We start from the raw sequence: 18189 nt of genomic DNA, 5'->3' as shown, positions 1-18189 counted from the left end.
GAAAGAAGACCGCCCCGGCGCCTAGGCGCCGGGGCGGTCTTCGGTTGCTCCGGAATCGATCCGGAGCAGGAACCTCAGTCCCTCAACAATGACTACACGTCGGTGAGCACCTTGGTGACGTTGGGGTCAACGGAGATGCCCGGGCCGAACGTGGTGGCAACAGTGGCCTTCTGGATGTAGCGGCCCTTGGAAGCGGACGGCTTCAGGCGAAGCACCTCTTCCAGTGCTGCTGCGTAGTTCTCAGCCAGCTTGACGGCGTCGAAGGACACCTTGCCGATGATGAAGTGCAGGTTGGAGTGCTTGTCGACGCGGAAGTCGATCTTGCCACCCTTGATGTCGTTGACAGCCTTGGCGACGTCTGCCGTCACGGTGCCGGTCTTCGGGTTCGGCATCAGGTTACGCGGACCCAGGACCTTACCGAGGCGGCCAACCTTGCCCATGAGGTCAGGGGTGGCGACGGCGGCGTCGAAGTCGGTCCAGCCGCCCTGGATCCTTTCGATCAGGTCGTCGGAACCAACGAAGTCGGCGCCGGCTGCGATTGCTGCCTCAGCCTTGTCGCCCGTGGCGAAGACCAGGACGCGGGCGGTCTTACCGGTGCCGTGAGGCAGGTTGACGGTGCCGCGGATCATCTGGTCAGCCTTGCGGGGGTCAACGCCGAGGCGGAAGGCGACCTCAACGGTGGCGTCGAACTTGGACGGGTTGGTGTCCTTGGCCAGCGTTACTGCCTCGAACGGTGCGTAGTGCTTCTCCGCGTCGATCTTGGCGGCTGCTGCCTCATATGCTTTGCTGCGCTTTGCCATGCTGCTTATTTCTCCTTGTGCAGTTGTGGTCTGCGGACCGCGCTGGGCCCTGCCACAGTCGGTGATCCGGTTCGTTATCCGGCCCGGATGACCAACATTTCAATGTGTTTGGTGCCGGAGTTCCCGGCGGTGCCGCCCGTCGTCGTCAACTACCCTGACGCTGGACAGCGAAGGGAGTTAGCCTTCGACGGTGATGCCCATGGAACGGGCGGTGCCGGCGATGATCTTGGCTGCGCCTTCGAGGCTGGTGGCGTTGAGGTCTTCCATCTTGGTGGAGGCGATCTCGTTGACCTGGGCCTGGGTCAGCTTGGCAACCTTGACGGTGTGCGGGGTAGCTGAACCCTTGGCAACGCCTGCAGCCTTCTTGATGAGCTCTGCAGCCGGCGGGGTCTTGGTGATGAACGTGAAGGAACGGTCCTCGTAGACCGTGATTTCCACGGGGATGACGTTTCCGCGCTGGGCTTCCGTCGCAGCGTTGTACGCCTTGCAGAATTCCATGATGTTGACACCGTGCTGGCCAAGCGCAGGACCGATCGGCGGGGCCGGGTTGGCGGCACCTGCCTGGATCTGCAGCTTGATGAGGCCGGTGACCTTCTTCTTGGGAGCCAATGTAGGGTCCTTCTCTCAATAACGTCCTGGGGCACAGGAGCGTGCCTCAGGTTTTTGGCCGCCATGGCGAGGCGGCCGGCCGTTCCGGTGCTGCTAAGCGGGCAGCGCCGGGACGAATTCTTTGGCTTGTCAGATCTTGGTGACCTGGTTGAACGCCAGGGTGACAGGCGTTTCGCGCTCGAAGATGGAAACCAGCACCACGAGGGTCTGGGATTCGACCTTGATCTCGGAGATGGTGGCAGGAAGGGTTTCGAACGGGCCTTCCTTGACGATGACAGACTCGCCAACTTCGAAGTCAACGTCCACCGGGGCCTGGTGCTGCTTGTTGACCGGCTTGCCCTTCTCGGCCTGCTCTTCTTCGAAGACCGGAGCGAGCATGGAGAAGACCTCGTCCAGGCGCAGCGGGACCGGGTTGTGGGCGTTGCCCACGAAGCCGGTGACACCGGGGGTGTGGCGGACGGCGCCCCAGGAGGCGTCGGTCAGGTCCATGCGGACAAGCACGTAGCCGGGAATGCGCACGCGGTTGATGACCTTGCGCTGGGCGTTCTTGATCTCCACGACTTCTTCCATGGGCACCTGGATTTCGAAGATGTAATCTTCCATGTCCAGGGTCTGGATGCGGGTTTCAAGGTTGGCCTTCACGCGGTTTTCGTACCCGGCGTAGGAGTGGATGACGTACCAGTCACCTTCCTGGCGGCGCAGCTTGGCCTTGAACTCCTCTGCCGGGTCAACGGCTGCAGTTGCTGCCGCGGCTGCAAGGGCGTCGGCGGGCTCATCGTCCCCGTCAGCGTCTGAAGCGTTGCCTTCGGCAGCTTCTGCAATATCGGAGGTGGCGTCGTCGAATTCGGGCGTGGAGGACTCAACCTCGGACTCTTCACCGGCTTCTGCCGTGACGTCCGGGGATTCTTCCAGCCCAGTCTCGGTTACCTCGAGCTCCTGCTCAGACACTTGGTCTCCTGCTTCCTCATTGCCTAACATGCCTATTTAAATGGCTCAATCCCGCACACCGGCGCTTCCCTCCGGTTTCCCGGGCGAAACACGCGGCCTGCGGATTGTGCAGCCTTAGCTGTCCTTGGGGCCGGTGCCGCCGAAGATCCAGCTGACAGCGGTTCCGAAACCAATGTCCAGCAGGCTGACGATGACCATCATGATGGCCACGAACACCAGCACCACGAGCGTGTAATTGATCAATTCCTTGCGGGTGGGGGCTACAACCTTCTTAAGTTCGCCGATGATCTGGCGGACAAAGAGTGCAATGCGGGCGAAGAAGTTTGCCTTGGCTTCCTTCTTAGCTGGGCGGCCCTTGGAGCTGCTGGCAGCTGTTTCGGTCACCTGGTCCTCGCTCATCTTTGCAATGGTGGATTACCCGGCCCTGATCAGAACCATGGTTGCTGCGCCTGCCCCGGGCTTTCGCCCGGAGCAGCTTGCGCAGGGCAGACAGGACTCGAACCTGCAACCTGCGGTTTTGGAGACCGCTGCGCTACCAATTGCGCCACTACCCTATGGAGTGAATGCCACTCTTTGACGACCCAACACCAGTTTGAACTGGGGCGCACGTCATCATCCGTGTTTCAACACCGGTGAACCAGTCTACGCAAGAACCTCGCCTACGTAAAACCAGCCCGCCCCGGCCCACCCGAAGACCGGCCTGAAACGTACTGCGCGGGGCAGTCATAAATCAAAACCGGCACCCCGGAGGGTCCGGTGAACAGCATAGAGTAGAACTCGTCGAATCCCACATTCCAGCCTGCCGGCTGCAAGCGAAGAACGGACCTGCCATGTCTGCCGCCCGCGTTTCCCAACGCATTTCCGCAATTGCCGAATCCGCAACCCTGGCCGTCGATGCCAAGGCCAAGGCGCTGAAGGCAGCTGGCCGGCCGGTTATTGGCTTCGGCGCGGGCGAACCCGACTTCCCCACCCCTGACTACATTGTCCAGGCGGCAATCGAGGCTGCGGGCCAGCCCAAGTACCACCGCTACTCCCCCGCCGGCGGCCTGCCCGAGCTGAAGAAGGCCATCGCAGAGAAGACCCTGCGCGATTCCGGCTACGCGGTGGACCCCTCGCAGGTGCTGGTCACCAACGGCGGCAAGCAGGCCGTGTACAACACCTTCGCCACCCTGGTGGATCCGGGCGACGAGGTCATTGTGCCCACTCCGTTCTGGACCACGTACCCGGAGGCCATCCGGCTCGCCGGCGGCGTCCCCGTGGAGGTTTTCGCCGGGCCCGAACAGGACTACCTGGTGACCGTTGAACAGCTCGAAGCAGCCGTGACGGACCGCACCAAGATCCTGCTGTTCGTCTCGCCGTCGAACCCCACGGGTGCTGTCTACTCCCCTGAGCAGGTGGCGGAGATCGGCAAGTGGGCCGCGGCCAAGGGCCTGTGGGTGGTCACGGATGAGATCTATGAGCACCTGACCTACGACGGCGTGCCGTTCACGTCGATCGCCACCGCGGCCCCCGAGCTGGGCGACAAGGTGGTCATCCTCAACGGCGTTGCCAAGACGTACGCCATGACCGGCTGGCGCGTGGGCTGGATGATCGGGCCTGCCGACGTCATCAAGGCGGCCACCAACCTGCAGTCGCACGCCACCTCCAACGTCTCGAATATCATGCAGATCGCTGCCCTCGCCGCGGTGTCCGGCCCGCTGACCGCCGTGGACGAGATGAAGGTGGCATTCGACCGCCGGCGCAAGGCCATCGTCGCCGGCCTGAACGCGATCGAAGGGGTGGAATGCCCCACGCCGAAGGGCGCCTTCTACGTCTACGCGGACGTCCGCGCGCTGCTGGGCAAGGAATTCCCGACGGCGTCCGGCACCGCCACGCCGCAGACCTCCGCCGAGCTGGCCGCCTTGATCCTCGACGAGGTCGAGGTGGCGGTGGTTCCCGGCGAGGCATTCGGTCCGTCCGGCTTCGTGCGCCTCTCCTACGCGCTTGGCGATGACGACCTCGCCACGGGCGTCCAGCGCCTGCAGGACTTCCTGGGCAAGGCCCAGTAGGACGCCCCAAACCACCGATGCTCCATCACTTTTGGTCCCTAACGGCAGTGTTTAGGGACCAAAAGTGATGGAGCATCTCTGTTTTAGAGGAGGCGGCGCTCCGCGGCCCACTTGGTCAGTTCGTGCCGGCTGGAGAGCTGGAGCTTGCGCAGCACCGCTGACACGTGGGTTTCCACCGTCTTGATGCTGATGAAGAGCTCCTTGGCCACTTCCTTGTAGCTGTAGCCCCGGGCAATGAGGCGCATGACCTCGAGTTCCCGGGCGGAGAGCTTGTCCAGCTCGTCATCGGCAATATCGGCGGGAGCGGTGCCGAAGGCGTCCAGGACGAACCCGGCAAGGCGTGGCGAGAAGACCGCGTCACCGCCTGCCACCCGGAACACGGCGTCGGTAATCTCGGGGCCGGAGATGGTTTTGGTGACGTAGCCCCGGGCACCGGCGCGGATGACGGCCACCACGTCCTCCGCCGCGTCGGAGACGCTCAGGGCGAGGAATCGGGTAGTGGACAGGAGCGCGGCGGAGCCGGCGATCACTTCCCGGCCACCCCCACCCAGCCCGCCGGGCAGGTGCACATCCAGGAGGACGACGTCGGGTCGCTGCTGGGCGATCACGGCGATGGCCTGTTCAACAGTGGCGGCCTCGCCCACCACGTGGATGCCGGCGTCGAGGTCCGCTTTCAGCCCGGACCGGAAGATCGCGTGGTCGTCCACAATGACCACCCGCACGGAATTGGCCGGCCGGGCGCCTCCGGCACCTGCCGCCTTGGTTGTGTTCATGATTTTCCTTCCGCATGTTCTGCTGCAGTCGGCAGCCTCAGCCGGATCTCGGTACCGTCCCCCGTGCTGAGGATTACCGCCGAGCCGCCGTGCCGTTTCATCCTGCCGATTATTGATTCCCTGACGCCGAGCCGGTCCGCCGGCACATCCCCCAGCTGGAAACCGGGCCCTCTGTCCTTGATGAAAATCTCGGCCTTCCCGTCGGATGCTTCAAGGTAGACCGAGACGGTTCCGCCGCCGTGCCGTGAGGCGTTGAGCATGGCCTCCCGGCTTGCCTGGACCAGGGCTTCGTGCGCCTCTGTCATGGCGGCATCACCAACGGTGACTACTTCCACGGCGTTGCCGAGCAGGTCTTCCACCTCGGCGGCGACGGCCTTGATCCGGTCTGAAAGCTGTCCGCTTTCGCGGCCGGGGTCTTGGAACAGCCAGCCGCGCAGCTCGCGTTCCTGGGCACGGGCAAGGCGGACGACGTCGTGCTCGTTGCCGGCGCGCCGCTGGATCAGGGCGAGCGTCTGCAGCACGGAGTCGTGGAGGTGGGCAGCGATCTCCGCCCGTTCCGTCTCGCGGATCCTACCGGCGCGTTCGGCTTCCAGGTCCCGCCAGAACTTCAGCGCCCACGGCAGCAGGACCAGCACCACGCCGCCCAGGACGGCCACGGAAGCCAGCAACGCCAGCCACGTCTGTTCCCACGAGCCCGAGCCGGACACCATCACCAGGACCCCGGCCACCACCAGGGCCAAGCCTGCAGCAAGCCGGCCCCACCCGCCGGCCTGGTCCGCCTTGGTCTTGTCCACCAGCCCTGCGCGCCGGGTCTCGTCCAGCTGCATCCAGGCGATCGAGGCACCGCCCAGCACCGCCGCAGCAGGAATCAGCGTCCCGAGGGACACGTCCACTCCCAGCAGCTGGGCGATCATGATGCCGGCCACCAGCAGGAGACCGCTACCGAGCAGGATTTCCTTCCCGTACCGCATCCCGTGCACCCGGAACCAGGGCGGACCGGCCGGCGCGCCTGCGGCAACGGATCCACCGGCACCTGCGGATGTTCCGCCGTCGGACGGCGTTCCCTGGGCCGGCTGGCCCTGCATCGGCGGGCCCAGGGTTGGCTGGCTTACCGCTGGAGCAATGGGCGACGCCGGCCGGCGGGCGTTGCGGCGCGCCGCCTCGTCCGCGGTGGGCACCATGATCCAAAGCCATGCGTAAAAGACCAGGCCCGCCCCTCCTGCGAACGAGGCAAGGACCATGCCCAGCCGGACGTTCTTTACCGGCCAGCCCATGTGCGCGGCCAGGCCGGAGCACACTCCGGCAATGACACGGTCGCTGCTCCGTGCCAGGGGCGGGCGCACCGGGAGGGTTGTCATGGATCAATCCAAACACGGATCAGGGTTGCCCGGACCGCGTCCGGCCGCTAACCGGGGACAGCTCAGGGACGGTTCAGGGTTTCCCCCAGTAGAGCGGCAACGGGCATGGACGGGAGGATCGAGGTATGAACTCGCAGACCCCTTCCCCCGACGACGAACACCCAGCCGGGCCCGTTCCCGGTCCGGACAGCGAGCGGCCCACCGAGCCGCTGCCGTCCCCTTCCTCAACGCCACCCGAGCCTGCGGCGGGCCCGAGCGCAGGTCCGGCAGCTGACCCGGCTGATCCGGGCGCAGGTCCGGCCGATCCGCCCCAGGGCTACGCATTCCAGGGCAGCTCCACCACCCCGGTTCCTTCCACCGACTTCTTCGGCTGGGTCCGCAGCCAGCGCATTTACCGGGGCAACGACCGGTGGATCGGCGGCGTCTGCAGCGGCATCGCCCACCGTCTCGGCGTGGACCCCATCATCATCCGCGGCGTCTTTATCGTCCTGACCCTCCTGGCCGGCATTGGCGTGCTGCTCTACGGCCTGGCATGGGCCTTCCTTCCGGAACCCGACGGCAGGATCCATGTCCAGGAAGCCGGCGCGGGCCGCTGGTCCAGCGGCATGACGGGTTCCCTCATCGCCACGGTCCTTGGACTCACCGGCCTGGGCGGAGGCTTCTGGGGCTGGAGCCATAACGGGCTAAGCGGCTTGCTCTGGACCGTCTTCTGGGTGGGCGGCGCGGTCTACCTGATCTACTACCTCTCCCAGCGCAACAAGGCCCAACCAACGGTGGCCGCCCACGGGGCGGCCACCCCCGGTGCTGTATACCCGATGGGGCGCTCCCGTACGGAACAGACCGCACCGTTCACGGCAGGCACGGCTTCCGGCTCATCCGCCGGATTCCCTGCAGCGCCCCCGTACGGCAATGGACCCACCAGCGGAACCGGTACCGGCACCTATGGCCACGGCGGTTACGGCATTCCCGGCGGTGGTGCCCCCGGCACCCCCGGCGGCCCGGGTCAGGGCGGGCCAGGAAGCGGGGTGCCCGGTGGAAGCAGCTACCCCGCACCGTGGGTTCCCCCGCAGCCGCCAAAGCCCCGGCCATCCGGTCCCGGCGCTCCCGCCGTCGCCATCGCAACAGGGTCAGCACTGCTGGTGGGCGGCGGACTCAAGGCGCTGGATGCTGCGAACATCATAAACCTGGGCGGCTCGGCCAACGCGATTGTGTGGGCCAGCGCGGCCGCGGTCCTGGGCCTGGGCATCCTGGTGGCGGGCTTCCGCGGCCGGACCTCCGGCGTCCTGAGCCTCTTTGCGGTGATCGCGCTGGTCACCGGCGGCATCTACAACACCCTGGACGACGGCCGGATGCGTTTCCAGCAGGTGGACTGGAACCCGGCCAGCATCGAGGAGGCGCGCGGCGGCATCGACATCACCGCCGGCCGGGGAACTGTGGACCTCACGGACCTGACACCAACCGCCACCCTGGCTTCCGACGTCGTGGTTCCCCTGGACATCACCGCCAGCAACGTGACCGTGGTTATCCCGCAGAACGTGCCCGTCGATATCAAGGCGGACATGACCATGGGAAACCTGAACGAGTCAAGCGGCCAGCGCGGCGGCACCACCACCCGTGAAAGCAGCTACAACACGGACAAGCCCGGCAACCACCTGGTGGTGCGGATCGATGGCACCTTCAGCAACGTCACTATCCAGGAAGGCAACTGAGATGGACAGCAGCAATATTCCGACGACGGCGGGCCAGGACACAGCCGGACCGGCACCTGCCAGGGTGGGAACGGTGGTGTGGGGACTGATCGTCCTGGCGCTGGCCGCGCTGATCATCGTGGCGCAGCTGGGCATCGTGACCCTCAACGGCACGTACGTCCTGATCGGCCTCATGATCGGCGCGGGTGTGGCCCTGGTGGCAGGCGGCCTGCTCTCCGCCCGTAAACGTGACAACGAATCAACTACAGGGAAGTCTTGAACCATGGATAAGTTCTTCAGCATTGTCAGGGGCTTCGGCCTGAAGCGCGGCCCGGAGCGCTGGGTAGGCGGGGTGCTGGGCGGTATCGCTGCCAAGCTCAACGTCGACGTGGCCTTTGTCCGCATCGCCTTCCTGCTGTTCTGCCTGCTCCCCGGGCCTGCCGTGATCTTCTACCTCCTGGCCTGGGTAATCCTCCCGGACCAGCGCAACGAGATCCCGCTCCAGACGTTCCTGGACCGCCGGTCGCTCAACCGGCCCTGACTACCACGGCACCGCATCCCGGCTTGTACGGGACCACGGCCCCTGCTTTCGCGCCTGATCCACGAAAGCAGGGGCCTGTCCATGCCCGGGACCTTCCCTGCGCGGGCGCACCCCATGTAACCGGTTTGTGTCGTACCCCACACACCCCACTACACTTCTAGGTGAGCTCAGCGTGGCGCTCTGCCTGTAAACCTTCTCTCCAGGATTTGAGCCGAACATGAAAATTGGAATCCTCACCAGCGGTGGCGACTGCCCCGGATTGAACGCCGTGATCCGTGGCGCTGTGCTGAAGGGCATCGCCATCCACGGCCAGGAATTCGTCGGATTCCGCGACGGCTGGCGCGGCGTGGTGGAGGGCGACATCATCGACATCCCCCGCACCATGGTCCGCGGCATCGCCAAGCAGGGCGGTACCATCCTGGGCACGTCCCGCACCAACCCGTTCGAAAACGGTGGCGGTCCCGAAACCATCAAGGCCCACATGGACCGTCTGGGCATCGACGCGATCATCGCCATTGGCGGTGAGGGAACGCTTGCTGCGGCAAAGCGCCTGACGGACGCCGGACTCAAGATCGTGGGTGTCCCCAAGACGGTGGACAATGACCTCGACGCCACCGACTACACCTTCGGCTTCGACACCGCCGTGCAGATCGCCACGGAAGCCATCGACCGCCTCCGCACCACCGGCGAATCCCACCACCGGTGCATGATCGCCGAAGTGATGGGACGGCACGTGGGCTGGATCGCCCTGCACGCAGGCATGGCCGCGGGCGCGCACGCCATCCTCATCCCGGAGCAAAAGGTCAGCATCGAACAGATCACCGAATGGGTCAAGGAAGCCCACCACCGCGGCCGTGCGCCCCTGGTGGTGGTCGCCGAAGGCTTCGTGCCCGAGCACATGGAAAGCCCCCACTCCGAGCGCGGCCTGGACACCTTCGGGCGTCCCCGCCTGGGCGGCATCGCCGACCAGCTGGCCCCCGAACTGGAGGCCCGGACCGGCATCGAAACCCGCGCCACCATCCTGGGCCACATCCAGCGCGGCGGCGTCCCCTCGGCCTTCGACCGGGTGCTGGCCACCCGGCTGGGCATGGCCGCGATCGATTCCGTGGTGGAAGGCTACTGGGGCACCATGGTGGCACTCAAAGGCACGGACATCCGCCACGTCGCCTTCGAGGAGGCCCTGGGCCAGCTGAAGACCGTCCCGCAAAACCGCTACGACGAAGCCGCGGTCCTGTTCGGCTAAGTCAGTGGCCCGCCCTAGGCTGGGACCATGACACTCGATCCCGGCTCAGCGGCCATCATCCAGCTGGCGTGGGCGCGCCGGCTGGGACTTGACGACGACGCATTCGGAGACGCCCTGGCTTCCGGGGCGCGGATTGTCCGCGCGGACGAATCAGCCAGGAGCGTCGAGTTCGTCCGCCTGTTCGGAAGTTCCGCACTGGTGGGCCCGCAGAGCGTCATCGATGCCGCCACGGATATCCCTGACGAGGAGATGGCCCAGCACGTCACGCTCCTGAAACTGACCCGCGACCAGGGCGGCCACGGGCTGGGTGCGGCGGCCCTGTTCTTCGCCGACGACCTGCCGCTCCAGCAGCCCTCCGGGGAACTGACGGTCTCACACGGGAACCCGGAGGCGATTGAGCTGGAGGGCCGCTGCCCGCCGGACGATGTCAACGAAGTGGCCCTCTCCGACCTCGAGAACCGCTACACGATTGTGCACGAGCAGGACGGAAGGCGCGTGCCCCTTGCATGCGGGGCCTACGGGGAATGGGAGGGCCTGCTGGCCAACATGGGTGTCCTGGTGGATCCCGAGTGGCGCCGGCGCGGCCTGGGTTCCCTGGCCGGCTCCATCGCGGGGCACGAAGCGCTGGCGGCCGGGCTGACGCTGCAGTGGCGCGCGGACGTCAGCAACACCGGCTGCCTGGCGCTCGCCCGGAAACTGGGCCTCTCAGCCGGCGGAATCCAGACCAGCGTCCACCTTCGCTGACGCACCCGCGCCATCCGCTGCGCCCCAGTCCTGGACCGGCTGGGGCTTGGCAAAGAACAGGACCACGGCCGCTCCCGCCAACACCACTGCGGCGGGCAGGAGGATCGACTGGGCCATCGCCGTCGAAAACCCTGCATGCAGGAACTCGGGAAGGGTACCGCCCATGCCCATGCCCCCACCCGCTGATGCCGCCGGGCCGGACGGGAGTTCGGCGGCCAGCCGCGACTGGATGAGAACAGCGATGGCTGCACTGCCCAGCACGGCCCCGAACTGGCGGGTGGTGTTGTAGACGCCGGAGCCCGCGCCGGCCTGGCGCGGCGGGAGGTTCCGGGTGGCGGTGGTGCTCAGCGGGGCCCAGATGCCGGCGTTGGCGAAGCCCAGGACGGCGCTGGGAAGCAGGAACAACAGGATGGGCGTATCCGGCTGCATCAGCAGGCCGTTCCAGACCAAGGCGACGGCCATCAGCGTCAGGCCGGCAGCGGCCAGGTACTTCGGGTTGACCCGGTCCACGATCTTGCCAACCACGGGTGCCATGCCGCCCGAGATCAGCGCCATGGGGACCATCAGGAGTGCCGACTGGGTGGGCGTCAGGCCGCGGACCAGCTGGTAGTAGAAGATCAGGGGCAGGCCGAATGAAGTCACGGTGAACCCCACCATGGTGATTCCCAGGTTGGCCAGAGAGAAGTTCCGGTCGCGGAACAGTCCCAGGGGCAGCAGCGGTTCGCCCTTATTGAACCGCTGCCACGCCACGAAAGCCGCGAGGACAACGAGCCCGGCGATGATCAGGCCCCACACACTGATGGGCCCGGTGATGGTGCCCCAGTTGTAGGTTTCGCCTTCCTGGATGCCGAAGACCAGCAGGAAGAGCCCGACAGCGCTCAACAGTACGCCGGGGATATCGAACCGGTGCGGGTGGGTGGTCAGTGCCGGGACGTTCCGCACGGCCAGGATGAAGCCAACGACGCCGATGGGCACGTTAATGAAGAAGATCCACTCCCAGCCGAGACCGTCCACCAGGACCCCGCCCAGGATCGGGCCCACGAGGGTTGCCATTCCGGCGGTGGCGCCCCAGATGGCCATCGCAGCCCCGCGGCGGTCGGGCGGGAAGATGCGGGTGATGACCGCCATGGTCTGTGGCGTCATGACCGCCGCACCGAGGCCCTGCAGCACGCGTGCTGCGATGAGGGTCTCCACGTTCTGGGCAAAGCCGCACCACAGGGAGGAAAGGGTAAACACCACCAGGCCCAGCAGGTACAGCTTCTTTGGCCCGAACCTGTCTCCAAGCCGGCCTGTGATGAGCAGCGGCACGGCATAGGCCAGCAGGTAGGCGCTGGTCACCCAGATCACCGAGTTGATATCGGCGTTCAGTCCCTCCATGATCCGGGGATTCGCCACGGACACAATGGTGCTGTCGATCAGGATCATGAAGAACCCGATCACCAGGGACCACAGCGCCGGCCAGGGCTTCTCTACGTTTTCCATCCGGTCATCCTTCTGAAGTTTTCACTGAAGAGCCGGGCGGAACCCGGGTGAGGCTAGCGGAGGAGGTCCAGGATTTCCGCGCGGGCGAACATCTGCGCCGCAGCGCGCGCGGTCGGCGCACCGGCGTCCGGATCCGCTCCGGAATCCAGCAGGACGCGGGCCACGTCCGTGTAGCCCTTGAATGCCGCTCCGGCGAGCGGGGTCTGGCCCCGGTGATTGGCGGTGTTGGCGTCGGCACCGTGCTGCAGGAGCAGCTGAACGGTGCCGGCGTGCCCGTGATAGGCGGCCAGCATGAGCAGGGAATCACCCGCCGCGTTGGTCAGGGTGGCGGGAACCCCGGCGTCAAGGTAGGCACCCAGCAGCGCGTCGCTTCCTTCACGCGCCGCCTGGAAGAGCGTCTGCGCCAAAGCCAGCGTGTCGTCGTCGTACCCTTCCGCTGCCTCCATCCCCTCGCCCGCAGGCGTGGTCCCGGCGCGCTCAGTCATCAGCGTGGCCCCTTCAGGAATCCGGTCTGGCGCCCCACTACCTGGCCGGCATCAGGGGCGACGATGAGTTCCTGGGCGGCAGGGTACGGCTCGTCGCCGTCCAGGACCGTCAGTATCTCATCGGGCGCCACGGAACGCTTTATGACTGCCAGGGCCACGGGCCCCATCTCGTAGTGCTGGGCCACCGAGGTCATCGTGCCCACCTTGCGCTCCCCCGCCATGACCGGACTTCCGGCCGCCGGCAGCGTGTGCTGGGAACCGTCCAGCTGCAGGAAGACAAGCCGGCGCGGCGGGTGCCCCAGGTTGTGGACGCGGGCGACGGTTTCCTGGCCTTTGTAGCAGCCCTTGGCCAGGTGCACGGCGGTGCGCAGCAGGTCGAGTTCGTGCGGGATGGTCTTGTCATCCGTCTCGGCACCGATCCGGGGGCGCCAGGCGGCGATGCGCAGGGCTTCGGCGGCCAGCACACCGGCCAGCGCGCGCCCGGAGACAGCTTCCTCCAGTTCGGCGGCGGGGATGAGGTACTCGAACCAGGGACGGGCAAGCCCCGGGTGGTTCTCCTCGGAGACGGTGGCGTAGGAGTATCCGCCGGCGGTTACGTGCGGCCACGGGTCCTGCCAGGCAAGGCGGCCGGACCATTCGGGTACAGCCTGGGTGCTGCCCACGACCGCCCAGTCAGCGGAGACGTCGGCGATCTCCACCCGCAGCATGAACTTCATCCGGTTGAGGTACTCAGCCAGCGGCGCTGCCTCGGCGGCCTCGACGATCAGCCAGGTGGTCGCGCCGTCGTCAATCACCCGGGCGTCGAAGTCGATGCGGCCCTGGACGCTCAGGAGCAGGAGCTCGCTGGACTCCCCCGGCTGCAGGGCCGCCACCTGCTGCGAGGACAGGGTATTGAGCCAGCCCAGCCGGTCCGGCCCGGTGACGGTAACCACACCGCGGTGGGAAAGATCGACGACGGCGGTTCCGGCGGCGAGTGCGCGCTGCTCGCGCAGCGGCTCGCCGTAGTGGGCGGCGACTCCGGTGTCAGGGCCGGTGGCCTCGACGGCGCCGGGGCGCGACAACAAAGGGCTGGGCGTACTCATATGAAGTAGAAGTCCTCGCAGGCTATCGGTATTCCGGGTTTTCGAAATCGAAATGGGTTCCGGCGTCCCATTCGTTGGGCAGATTGCCGTAGGCCGGGTAGCCACCCGCATCCTTCAGGATCTTTGCGAGGTGCAGGAGGTTCCAGGTCATGAAGGTGGTGTTTCGGTTGGTGAAGTCGGTCTCCGGGCCGCCGGAGCCCTCATCCAGGTAGCTCGGGCCGGGGCCGACCGGCCCGATCCAGCCGGCGTCGGCCTGCGGCGGGATGCTGAAACCGATGTGCTGCAGGCTGTAAAGGATGTTCATGGAACAGTGCTTGATGCCGTCCTCGTTGCCGGTGATCAGGCAGCCGCCCACCTTGGGATAGAACGCCCACTGGCCGTTGCTGTTCAGTTCGCCGGAATGGGCGTAGAGGCGCTCGATGAGTTTCCTGGTCTGCGACGAGTTGTCACCAAGCCAGATGGGGCCCGCCACCACCACGATGTCGGCCTTCCGGACGGCAGGATAGAGGTCCGGCCATTCGTCGGTGGCCCAACCGTGCTGGGTCATGTCGGGGTAGACACCGCTGGCGATGTCGTGGTCCACGGTACGGATCACTTTGGTGCTGACGCCCTGTTTTTCCATGATGCCGCGGCTGATGGCGATCAGCCCATCGGTGTTGGATGTCTGGGGCGATTTCTTGAGGGTGCCGTTGAAGAAGACGGCTTTGAGTCCGCGGTAGCCGCCGGGCTTGCCTGCTTGTTCCGTGCCGTCTTCCATGGATGGGGCCTTTCCCGGTCAGGAGACTCTGTGCAGGAACGCGGAGGCGTGGGCTTCCAGGCCGTTGCCGCCCTCTCCTCCTGTTGCGACGTCCCAGCGCCACAAAAGGTTGCCGTCCACGAGGCCAAAGATCCGGGTGGCTGCGCTGTAGTCCTTGGAGTGGCTGCCGCGCATCACCATGTCGGTGGACAACTGGATCTGCGGGCCCTTGATCTGGCCGTAGTACAGCTCCGTGATGCCGCCGGGGTGGGCGATGGACACCGATATGTCGAAGCCGCCGTCCTTGTTGCGCAGCGCCTCCACCTCGTCGGCGCTCTTCAGCACCGGCACAATGTCTGCCGGCACCAGGCCGGGACCGCCGTCGGCATCAAGCTGCTTGCGCTCCAGCGCCCAGAAGCCCGTCTCAACGGTGAGCGGCCGCAGGCGCGTGCCGTCGTCGTCGGTCAACCAGCTTTCGGCCCGGTACTGGAGGTACGGGAGGCCGTTGTGGGTGAAGGAGACGTGCTGCAGGAAGTGTTCTGAATCCTCGTCGCCGCTGCCCAGCCGGCCGCGGCCCTCCCACTCACCAATGAGCCAGGAAAGGGGGACGAGTTCGGGGGTCAGATCTGTAGGAATCTCAATGGGCACTGCTATTACCTCGAGATACGGCTGGCTCCGGAAAAGGGGTGGCTACTTCTGGCCCTTGAAGAGGCGGTAGACCACGAAACCGGCAAACCAGGCCATGGACAGGCTCGCGATGCCGAGCAGGACAAGGAAGAAGATTTCAAAAGCAAGTACGGACATGGTGCCATCCTAACCCGTTAGTAGATGAGTAGTTTGTCTATGAAGTATGCGAGGGATCCCACAGCCGAAACCGGCGCGAGGCCCATGCTCAGCGCGGCAGGAACATTGAGCGGGGCGCCGCGGACCGTGGCCAGCCTGCGGAAGCTTGCCAGGACCGCGCCCACCACCACCCCGAAGACGGCGGCCGGCAGGACGGCAATGTCCGACAGGACCAGCCCTGCAAGCGGCCCGGCCAGGCCGGCGAGGACAACCCCGAGCGGCGCCACGATGCTGTCCGGCCAGCGGATAAGGCCGGCGAGCAAGGCTACTGCCGCACTGATCGCCGCCACCAGCAGCATCTCCCGGACGCCGTTGAACCGGGCGCCCGCAATCCAGCCGGCGCCGAGGCAGGACAGCAGGACGCCGGCGCAGGACCCCAGGGTGGATTCCAGCCGCTGGGCCTGTCCGGTGCCGCGGACCAGCTGCACCACGAAGACGGCCATCATTCCCAAGGCAACGAGGGCCGGCGTCCAGTCGAGGTATCCCGGGGCCGGCGCTAATCCGGCCGCGACTGCAGCGCCTGCACCTGGCAGGGCGATGACGGCGGCGAGGGTCTTCTTGGCCGGGATACGCAGGAAGTGCGGCCATCCGATGCCCACCGCCGCGGCAATAAGGACGCCGACGGCGACGAGTGACTCGGGAGAGGCATACACTCCGGCGATGATGGCAGTGAGACCGGCGATCCCGATGACGCCGATGGTCCAGGAACCAAGCGAACGCACGGGTGCCTGCAGTTCCGCCGTCATACGGGGCCCGGCCTGTGCTTCGTCGGTGCACTCACTGCGCTGTTTTCCCATCCTGGCGTCGGCTGGGAGGCTGGTCCGCCCCCTCATGGCAGGGCTGGTCCGCCCTGGTTCAATCCTGCCTTATATGAACCGGATATGTCGCAAAACGTCCACGTCCGCGGTCCGAATCTGTGGTCTGGAGGGAGCCGCCGGGTATACTCAAGGTTCAGCTGCGCTCCCTGCTGAGGTGGCTGGCCGGCGGCGTGCTGACGGCCCGGAACCTCGTGCAGGAGCCAGTACCGGCCGGTGAGAATCCGGTTCAGTCGCTCAATGATGCGCGGACGGCCCTTGGAGGAACAATGTCGCACATCCTGTTACTGACCAACAGCACCGGTTCTTCGGTGGACATCCTGCCTGCCCTCGAACTGCTGAATCACCGGGTGCATATCCTCCCCGCTGAACCCACGGCACTCCTCGAAACGGACCCCTGCGACATCGTCCTGCTGGATGCCCGCAAGGACCTGGTGGGTGCCCGATCACTCACGCAGCTGCTTAAAGCCACCGGACTCAGCGCACCTCTTGTCCTGATCCTGACCGAAGGCGGCATGGCCGCAGTCTCCTCGGCCTGGGCTGTTGACGACATCGTCCTCGATTCCGCCGGCCCCGCCGAAGTGGAGGCCCGCATCCGGCTGTCCGTCGCCCGGGCGGTACCCGAAAAGGAAGACGCCCCCAGCGAGATCCGTGCCGCCGGCGTCATCATCGACGAGGCAAGCTACACCGCACGGGTTAACGGCGCGCCGCTGAACCTGACCTTCAAGGAGTTCGAGCTCCTGAAGTACCTGGCGCAGCACCCCGGCCGCGTGTTCACCCGGCAGCAGCTGCTCACCGAGGTTTGGGGCTACGACTATTACGGCGGCACCCGCACCGTGGACGTCCACGTCCGGCGCCTGCGGGCCAAACTCGGCGCGGACCACGAGAACCTGATCAGCACGGTCAGGAACGTCGGCTACCGCCTCACCCTGGTCCGGCAGCAGGAAGACGAACTTACCGAGGCCTGAGCCCCGGCGCGCCATCGGCGTATAGCCTTGGCTCATGACTCCAGCGCATCCGCAGAAGTGGCCCGTCCATGTCGTCCGGGACGGGGTTGACCAGCAGCTCCTGAAAGACTGCCGCGACCTCCTGGCCGCGGCCGAGGAATCGGACGGAAATCCTTCCATTTCCGAGCAGACCCTGGTCACCATGCGCGCCGGGAACTCCGCGGAGCACACACTGCTGACGCTGGCCCTTTATGCGCCCGACGAGGATTCCGATCCGGCGACCGGACAGGATCTGGCGGGCTTCGCCGTCGTGGTTGAGGACCCGGACGGGAGCGGCGTCCTGGAAATCGCCGTCCACCCCTCCTACCGGAACCAGGGAGTGGCGGACCGGCTGGTGGGCGCGCTCAAGGAAGTCCGGGGCTTCGACGGACTGAACGCCTGGTCCCACGGCAACCACGAGGCAGCTGCCGACCTTGCGGCGCGCTACGGGTACGCGCCGGTGCGCGAGCTGTGGAAGATGAGGATGACGACGGCGGGCACGGACCTGCCCGACGCCGGCGTCCCGGACGGGATAACTATCCGCACCTTTGTGCCGGGCAAGGACGAGGACGCCTGGCTGGCCGCCAACAGGGCGGCTTTCGCCCACCATCCGGAACAGGGGAACCTCACCCGGGCCGACCTTGAGGCACGCATGGCGGAGGACTGGTTCGATCCGGCCGGGTTCTTCCTGGCCGAGGACCGGGACGGCCGCCTGCTGGGCTACCACTGGACCAAGGTCCACCCCCGGCACGGCTCGCACCCGGCGATCGGCGAGGTGTATGTGGTGGGCGTGGCGCCGGAAGCCCAGGGCATGGGCCTGGGCAAGGCAATGACCATCGCGGGCATCAGGCACCTCCGCGACTCCGGGTTGAACGGGGTCATGCTCTATGTGGACGCCGACAATGCCGCAGCCGTGGCCCTGTACCGGCGGCTCGGCTTTACGCGCTGGGATATGGACGTCATGTATGGCCCGGCGGCAGGGTGAACAGAGCGGCCACAACGCTGCCC

20 protein-coding genes and 1 tRNA gene are annotated in these 18189 nt (G+C 66.3%); 8 read left to right on the top strand and 13 right to left on the bottom strand.

The window, feature by feature from the left end:
• Window positions 1-92: 92 nt before the first annotated feature.
• From rplA to QFZ57_RS10620, 5 genes are all read right to left on the bottom strand, one after another.
• Window positions 93-800, bottom strand: a complete 708-nt coding sequence (gene rplA, locus QFZ57_RS10640) for a 50S ribosomal protein L1 (protein ID WP_306900110.1) — start codon at window positions 798-800, stop codon at window positions 93-95.
• Between the two features lie 177 nt (window positions 801-977).
• Window positions 978-1409, bottom strand: coding sequence for a 50S ribosomal protein L11 (gene rplK, locus QFZ57_RS10635; RefSeq protein WP_003803853.1), 432 nt, complete (start codon window positions 1407-1409; stop codon window positions 978-980).
• A gap of 129 nt (window positions 1410-1538) precedes the next feature.
• Entirely contained in the window at window positions 1539-2357 is an 819-nt protein-coding gene (gene nusG / locus QFZ57_RS10630) for a transcription termination/antitermination protein NusG (protein WP_306900106.1), read from the bottom strand.
• 114 nt (window positions 2358-2471) lie between these two features.
• A complete protein-coding gene (gene secE, locus QFZ57_RS10625; RefSeq protein ID WP_056388913.1) occupies window positions 2472-2756 on the bottom strand; it encodes a preprotein translocase subunit SecE in 285 nt (94 codons plus the stop codon).
• 82 nt (window positions 2757-2838) lie between these two features.
• Window positions 2839-2911 (bottom strand) — tRNA-Trp (locus QFZ57_RS10620).
• A 276-nt stretch (window positions 2912-3187) separates the two neighbouring features.
• On the opposite strand from QFZ57_RS10620, the gene QFZ57_RS10615 reads away from it, so the two are divergent.
• The gene (locus tag QFZ57_RS10615; RefSeq protein WP_306900103.1) at window positions 3188-4405 is read left to right on the top strand and encodes a pyridoxal phosphate-dependent aminotransferase; all 1218 of its coding nucleotides are present in this window, start codon (window positions 3188-3190) and stop codon (window positions 4403-4405) included.
• An 83-nt stretch (window positions 4406-4488) separates the two neighbouring features.
• Here the strand turns inward: QFZ57_RS10615 and QFZ57_RS10610 are convergent, their stop codons facing one another.
• Together QFZ57_RS10610 and QFZ57_RS10605 are read right to left on the bottom strand one after the other, a co-directional pair.
• Window positions 4489-5178 (bottom strand): LuxR C-terminal-related transcriptional regulator, encoded by a 690-nt coding sequence (locus QFZ57_RS10610; RefSeq protein ID WP_306900102.1) that lies wholly within the window; start codon window positions 5176-5178, stop codon window positions 4489-4491.
• Entirely contained in the window at window positions 5175-6536 is a 1362-nt protein-coding gene (locus tag QFZ57_RS10605; protein ID WP_306900100.1) for an ATP-binding protein, read from the bottom strand. The genes QFZ57_RS10610 and QFZ57_RS10605 overlap by 4 nt, the downstream gene beginning before the upstream one ends.
• A gap of 125 nt (window positions 6537-6661) precedes the next feature.
• Here QFZ57_RS10605 and QFZ57_RS10600 point away from each other — a divergent pair, with 125 nt between their 5' ends.
• From QFZ57_RS10600 to QFZ57_RS10580, 5 genes are all read left to right on the top strand, one after another.
• A complete protein-coding gene (locus tag QFZ57_RS10600; protein WP_306900098.1) occupies window positions 6662-8245 on the top strand; it encodes a PspC domain-containing protein in 1584 nt (527 codons plus the stop codon).
• Between the two features lies 1 nt (window position 8246).
• A complete protein-coding gene (locus QFZ57_RS10595; protein WP_306630410.1) occupies window positions 8247-8504 on the top strand; it encodes a hypothetical protein in 258 nt (85 codons plus the stop codon).
• Between the two features lie 3 nt (window positions 8505-8507).
• Window positions 8508-8765 (top strand): PspC domain-containing protein, encoded by a 258-nt coding sequence (locus tag QFZ57_RS10590; RefSeq protein WP_306630409.1) that lies wholly within the window; start codon window positions 8508-8510, stop codon window positions 8763-8765.
• A 217-nt stretch (window positions 8766-8982) separates the two neighbouring features.
• On the top strand, window positions 8983-10008 hold the full coding sequence (locus QFZ57_RS10585) for an ATP-dependent 6-phosphofructokinase (RefSeq protein ID WP_306630408.1): 1026 nt from the start codon (window positions 8983-8985) through the stop codon (window positions 10006-10008).
• 27 nt (window positions 10009-10035) lie between these two features.
• Window positions 10036-10752, top strand: coding sequence for a GNAT family N-acetyltransferase (locus QFZ57_RS10580; protein WP_306630407.1), 717 nt, complete (start codon window positions 10036-10038; stop codon window positions 10750-10752).
• On the opposite strand, the gene QFZ57_RS10575 is transcribed toward QFZ57_RS10580, so the two are convergent.
• The 6 genes from QFZ57_RS10575 to QFZ57_RS10550 all read right to left on the bottom strand — a co-directional run bounded on the left by QFZ57_RS10575 (window position 10714) and on the right by QFZ57_RS10550 (window position 16126).
• A complete protein-coding gene (locus QFZ57_RS10575; RefSeq protein ID WP_306900094.1) occupies window positions 10714-12234 on the bottom strand; it encodes a DHA2 family efflux MFS transporter permease subunit in 1521 nt (506 codons plus the stop codon). The two genes, QFZ57_RS10580 and QFZ57_RS10575, sit on opposite strands and share 39 nt — an antisense overlap.
• 53 nt (window positions 12235-12287) lie before the next feature.
• Window positions 12288-12719, bottom strand: a complete 432-nt coding sequence (locus tag QFZ57_RS10570) for an ankyrin repeat domain-containing protein (RefSeq protein WP_373461231.1) — start codon at window positions 12717-12719, stop codon at window positions 12288-12290.
• Window positions 12719-13801: a CAF17-like 4Fe-4S cluster assembly/insertion protein YgfZ gene (ygfZ, locus tag QFZ57_RS10565; RefSeq protein ID WP_306900092.1), complete on the bottom strand. Its 1083-nt coding sequence runs from the start codon at window positions 13799-13801 to the stop codon at window positions 12719-12721. Before ygfZ ends, QFZ57_RS10570 begins: the two co-directional genes overlap by 1 nt.
• A 22-nt stretch (window positions 13802-13823) precedes the next feature.
• Window positions 13824-14558, bottom strand: coding sequence for a flavodoxin family protein (locus tag QFZ57_RS10560; protein WP_306900090.1), 735 nt, complete (start codon window positions 14556-14558; stop codon window positions 13824-13826).
• Between the two features lie 18 nt (window positions 14559-14576).
• On the bottom strand, window positions 14577-15185 hold the full coding sequence (locus QFZ57_RS10555) for an FABP family protein (protein WP_306900088.1): 609 nt from the start codon (window positions 15183-15185) through the stop codon (window positions 14577-14579).
• A gap of 173 nt (window positions 15186-15358) precedes the next feature.
• On the bottom strand, window positions 15359-16126 hold the full coding sequence (locus QFZ57_RS10550) for a permease (protein WP_306900087.1): 768 nt from the start codon (window positions 16124-16126) through the stop codon (window positions 15359-15361).
• Between the two features lie 338 nt (window positions 16127-16464).
• Between QFZ57_RS10550 and QFZ57_RS10545 the strand changes: the two genes are divergently transcribed.
• Together QFZ57_RS10545 and mshD are read left to right on the top strand one after the other, a co-directional pair.
• The gene (locus QFZ57_RS10545) at window positions 16465-17163 is read left to right on the top strand and encodes a winged helix-turn-helix transcriptional regulator (protein ID WP_306630400.1); all 699 of its coding nucleotides are present in this window, start codon (window positions 16465-16467) and stop codon (window positions 17161-17163) included.
• Between the two features lie 34 nt (window positions 17164-17197).
• A complete protein-coding gene (gene mshD, locus QFZ57_RS10540) occupies window positions 17198-18166 on the top strand; it encodes a mycothiol synthase (RefSeq protein ID WP_306900083.1) in 969 nt (322 codons plus the stop codon).
• The last annotated feature ends 23 nt before the right edge of the window (window positions 18167-18189 follow it).

Origin of the sequence: Arthrobacter sp. B1I2 (assembly GCF_030816485.1) — a bacterium.
Classification (GTDB): domain Bacteria; phylum Actinomycetota; class Actinomycetes; order Actinomycetales; family Micrococcaceae; genus Arthrobacter.
Note: the sequence above shows the minus strand (reverse complement) of the source record. Positions and strands in the feature narration are given on the sequence as shown.

Excerpts from the sequence above, each read along its gene's own strand:
- QFZ57_RS10585 (WP_306630408.1), top strand. The coding sequence starts at position 8,983 with ATGAAAATTGGAATCCTCACCAGCGGTGGCGACTGCCCCGGATTGAAC.
- QFZ57_RS10575 (WP_306900094.1), bottom strand. The coding sequence starts at position 12,234 with ATGGAAAACGTAGAGAAGCCCTGGCCGGCGCTGTGGTCCCTGGTGATC.
- QFZ57_RS10560 (WP_306900090.1), bottom strand. The coding sequence starts at position 14,558 with ATGGAAGACGGCACGGAACAAGCAGGCAAGCCCGGCGGCTACCGCGGA.
- mshD (WP_306900083.1), top strand. The coding sequence starts at position 17,198 with ATGACTCCAGCGCATCCGCAGAAGTGGCCCGTCCATGTCGTCCGGGAC.
- ygfZ (WP_306900092.1), bottom strand. The coding sequence starts at position 13,801 with ATGAGTACGCCCAGCCCTTTGTTGTCGCGCCCCGGCGCCGTCGAGGCC.
- QFZ57_RS10595 (WP_306630410.1), top strand. The coding sequence starts at position 8,247 with ATGGACAGCAGCAATATTCCGACGACGGCGGGCCAGGACACAGCCGGA.
- rplA (WP_306900110.1), bottom strand. The coding sequence starts at position 800 with ATGGCAAAGCGCAGCAAAGCATATGAGGCAGCAGCCGCCAAGATCGAC.
- QFZ57_RS10545 (WP_306630400.1), top strand. The coding sequence starts at position 16,465 with ATGTCGCACATCCTGTTACTGACCAACAGCACCGGTTCTTCGGTGGAC.
- QFZ57_RS10610 (WP_306900102.1), bottom strand. The coding sequence starts at position 5,178 with ATGAACACAACCAAGGCGGCAGGTGCCGGAGGCGCCCGGCCGGCCAAT.
- QFZ57_RS10570 (WP_373461231.1), bottom strand. The coding sequence starts at position 12,719 with ATGACTGAGCGCGCCGGGACCACGCCTGCGGGCGAGGGGATGGAGGCA.
- QFZ57_RS10550 (WP_306900087.1), bottom strand. The coding sequence starts at position 16,126 with ATGACGGCGGAACTGCAGGCACCCGTGCGTTCGCTTGGTTCCTGGACC.
- secE (WP_056388913.1), bottom strand. The coding sequence starts at position 2,756 with ATGAGCGAGGACCAGGTGACCGAAACAGCTGCCAGCAGCTCCAAGGGC.
- QFZ57_RS10605 (WP_306900100.1), bottom strand. The coding sequence starts at position 6,536 with ATGACAACCCTCCCGGTGCGCCCGCCCCTGGCACGGAGCAGCGACCGT.
- QFZ57_RS10600 (WP_306900098.1), top strand. The coding sequence starts at position 6,662 with ATGAACTCGCAGACCCCTTCCCCCGACGACGAACACCCAGCCGGGCCC.
- QFZ57_RS10580 (WP_306630407.1), top strand. The coding sequence starts at position 10,036 with ATGACACTCGATCCCGGCTCAGCGGCCATCATCCAGCTGGCGTGGGCG.
- QFZ57_RS10615 (WP_306900103.1), top strand. The coding sequence starts at position 3,188 with ATGTCTGCCGCCCGCGTTTCCCAACGCATTTCCGCAATTGCCGAATCC.
- QFZ57_RS10590 (WP_306630409.1), top strand. The coding sequence starts at position 8,508 with ATGGATAAGTTCTTCAGCATTGTCAGGGGCTTCGGCCTGAAGCGCGGC.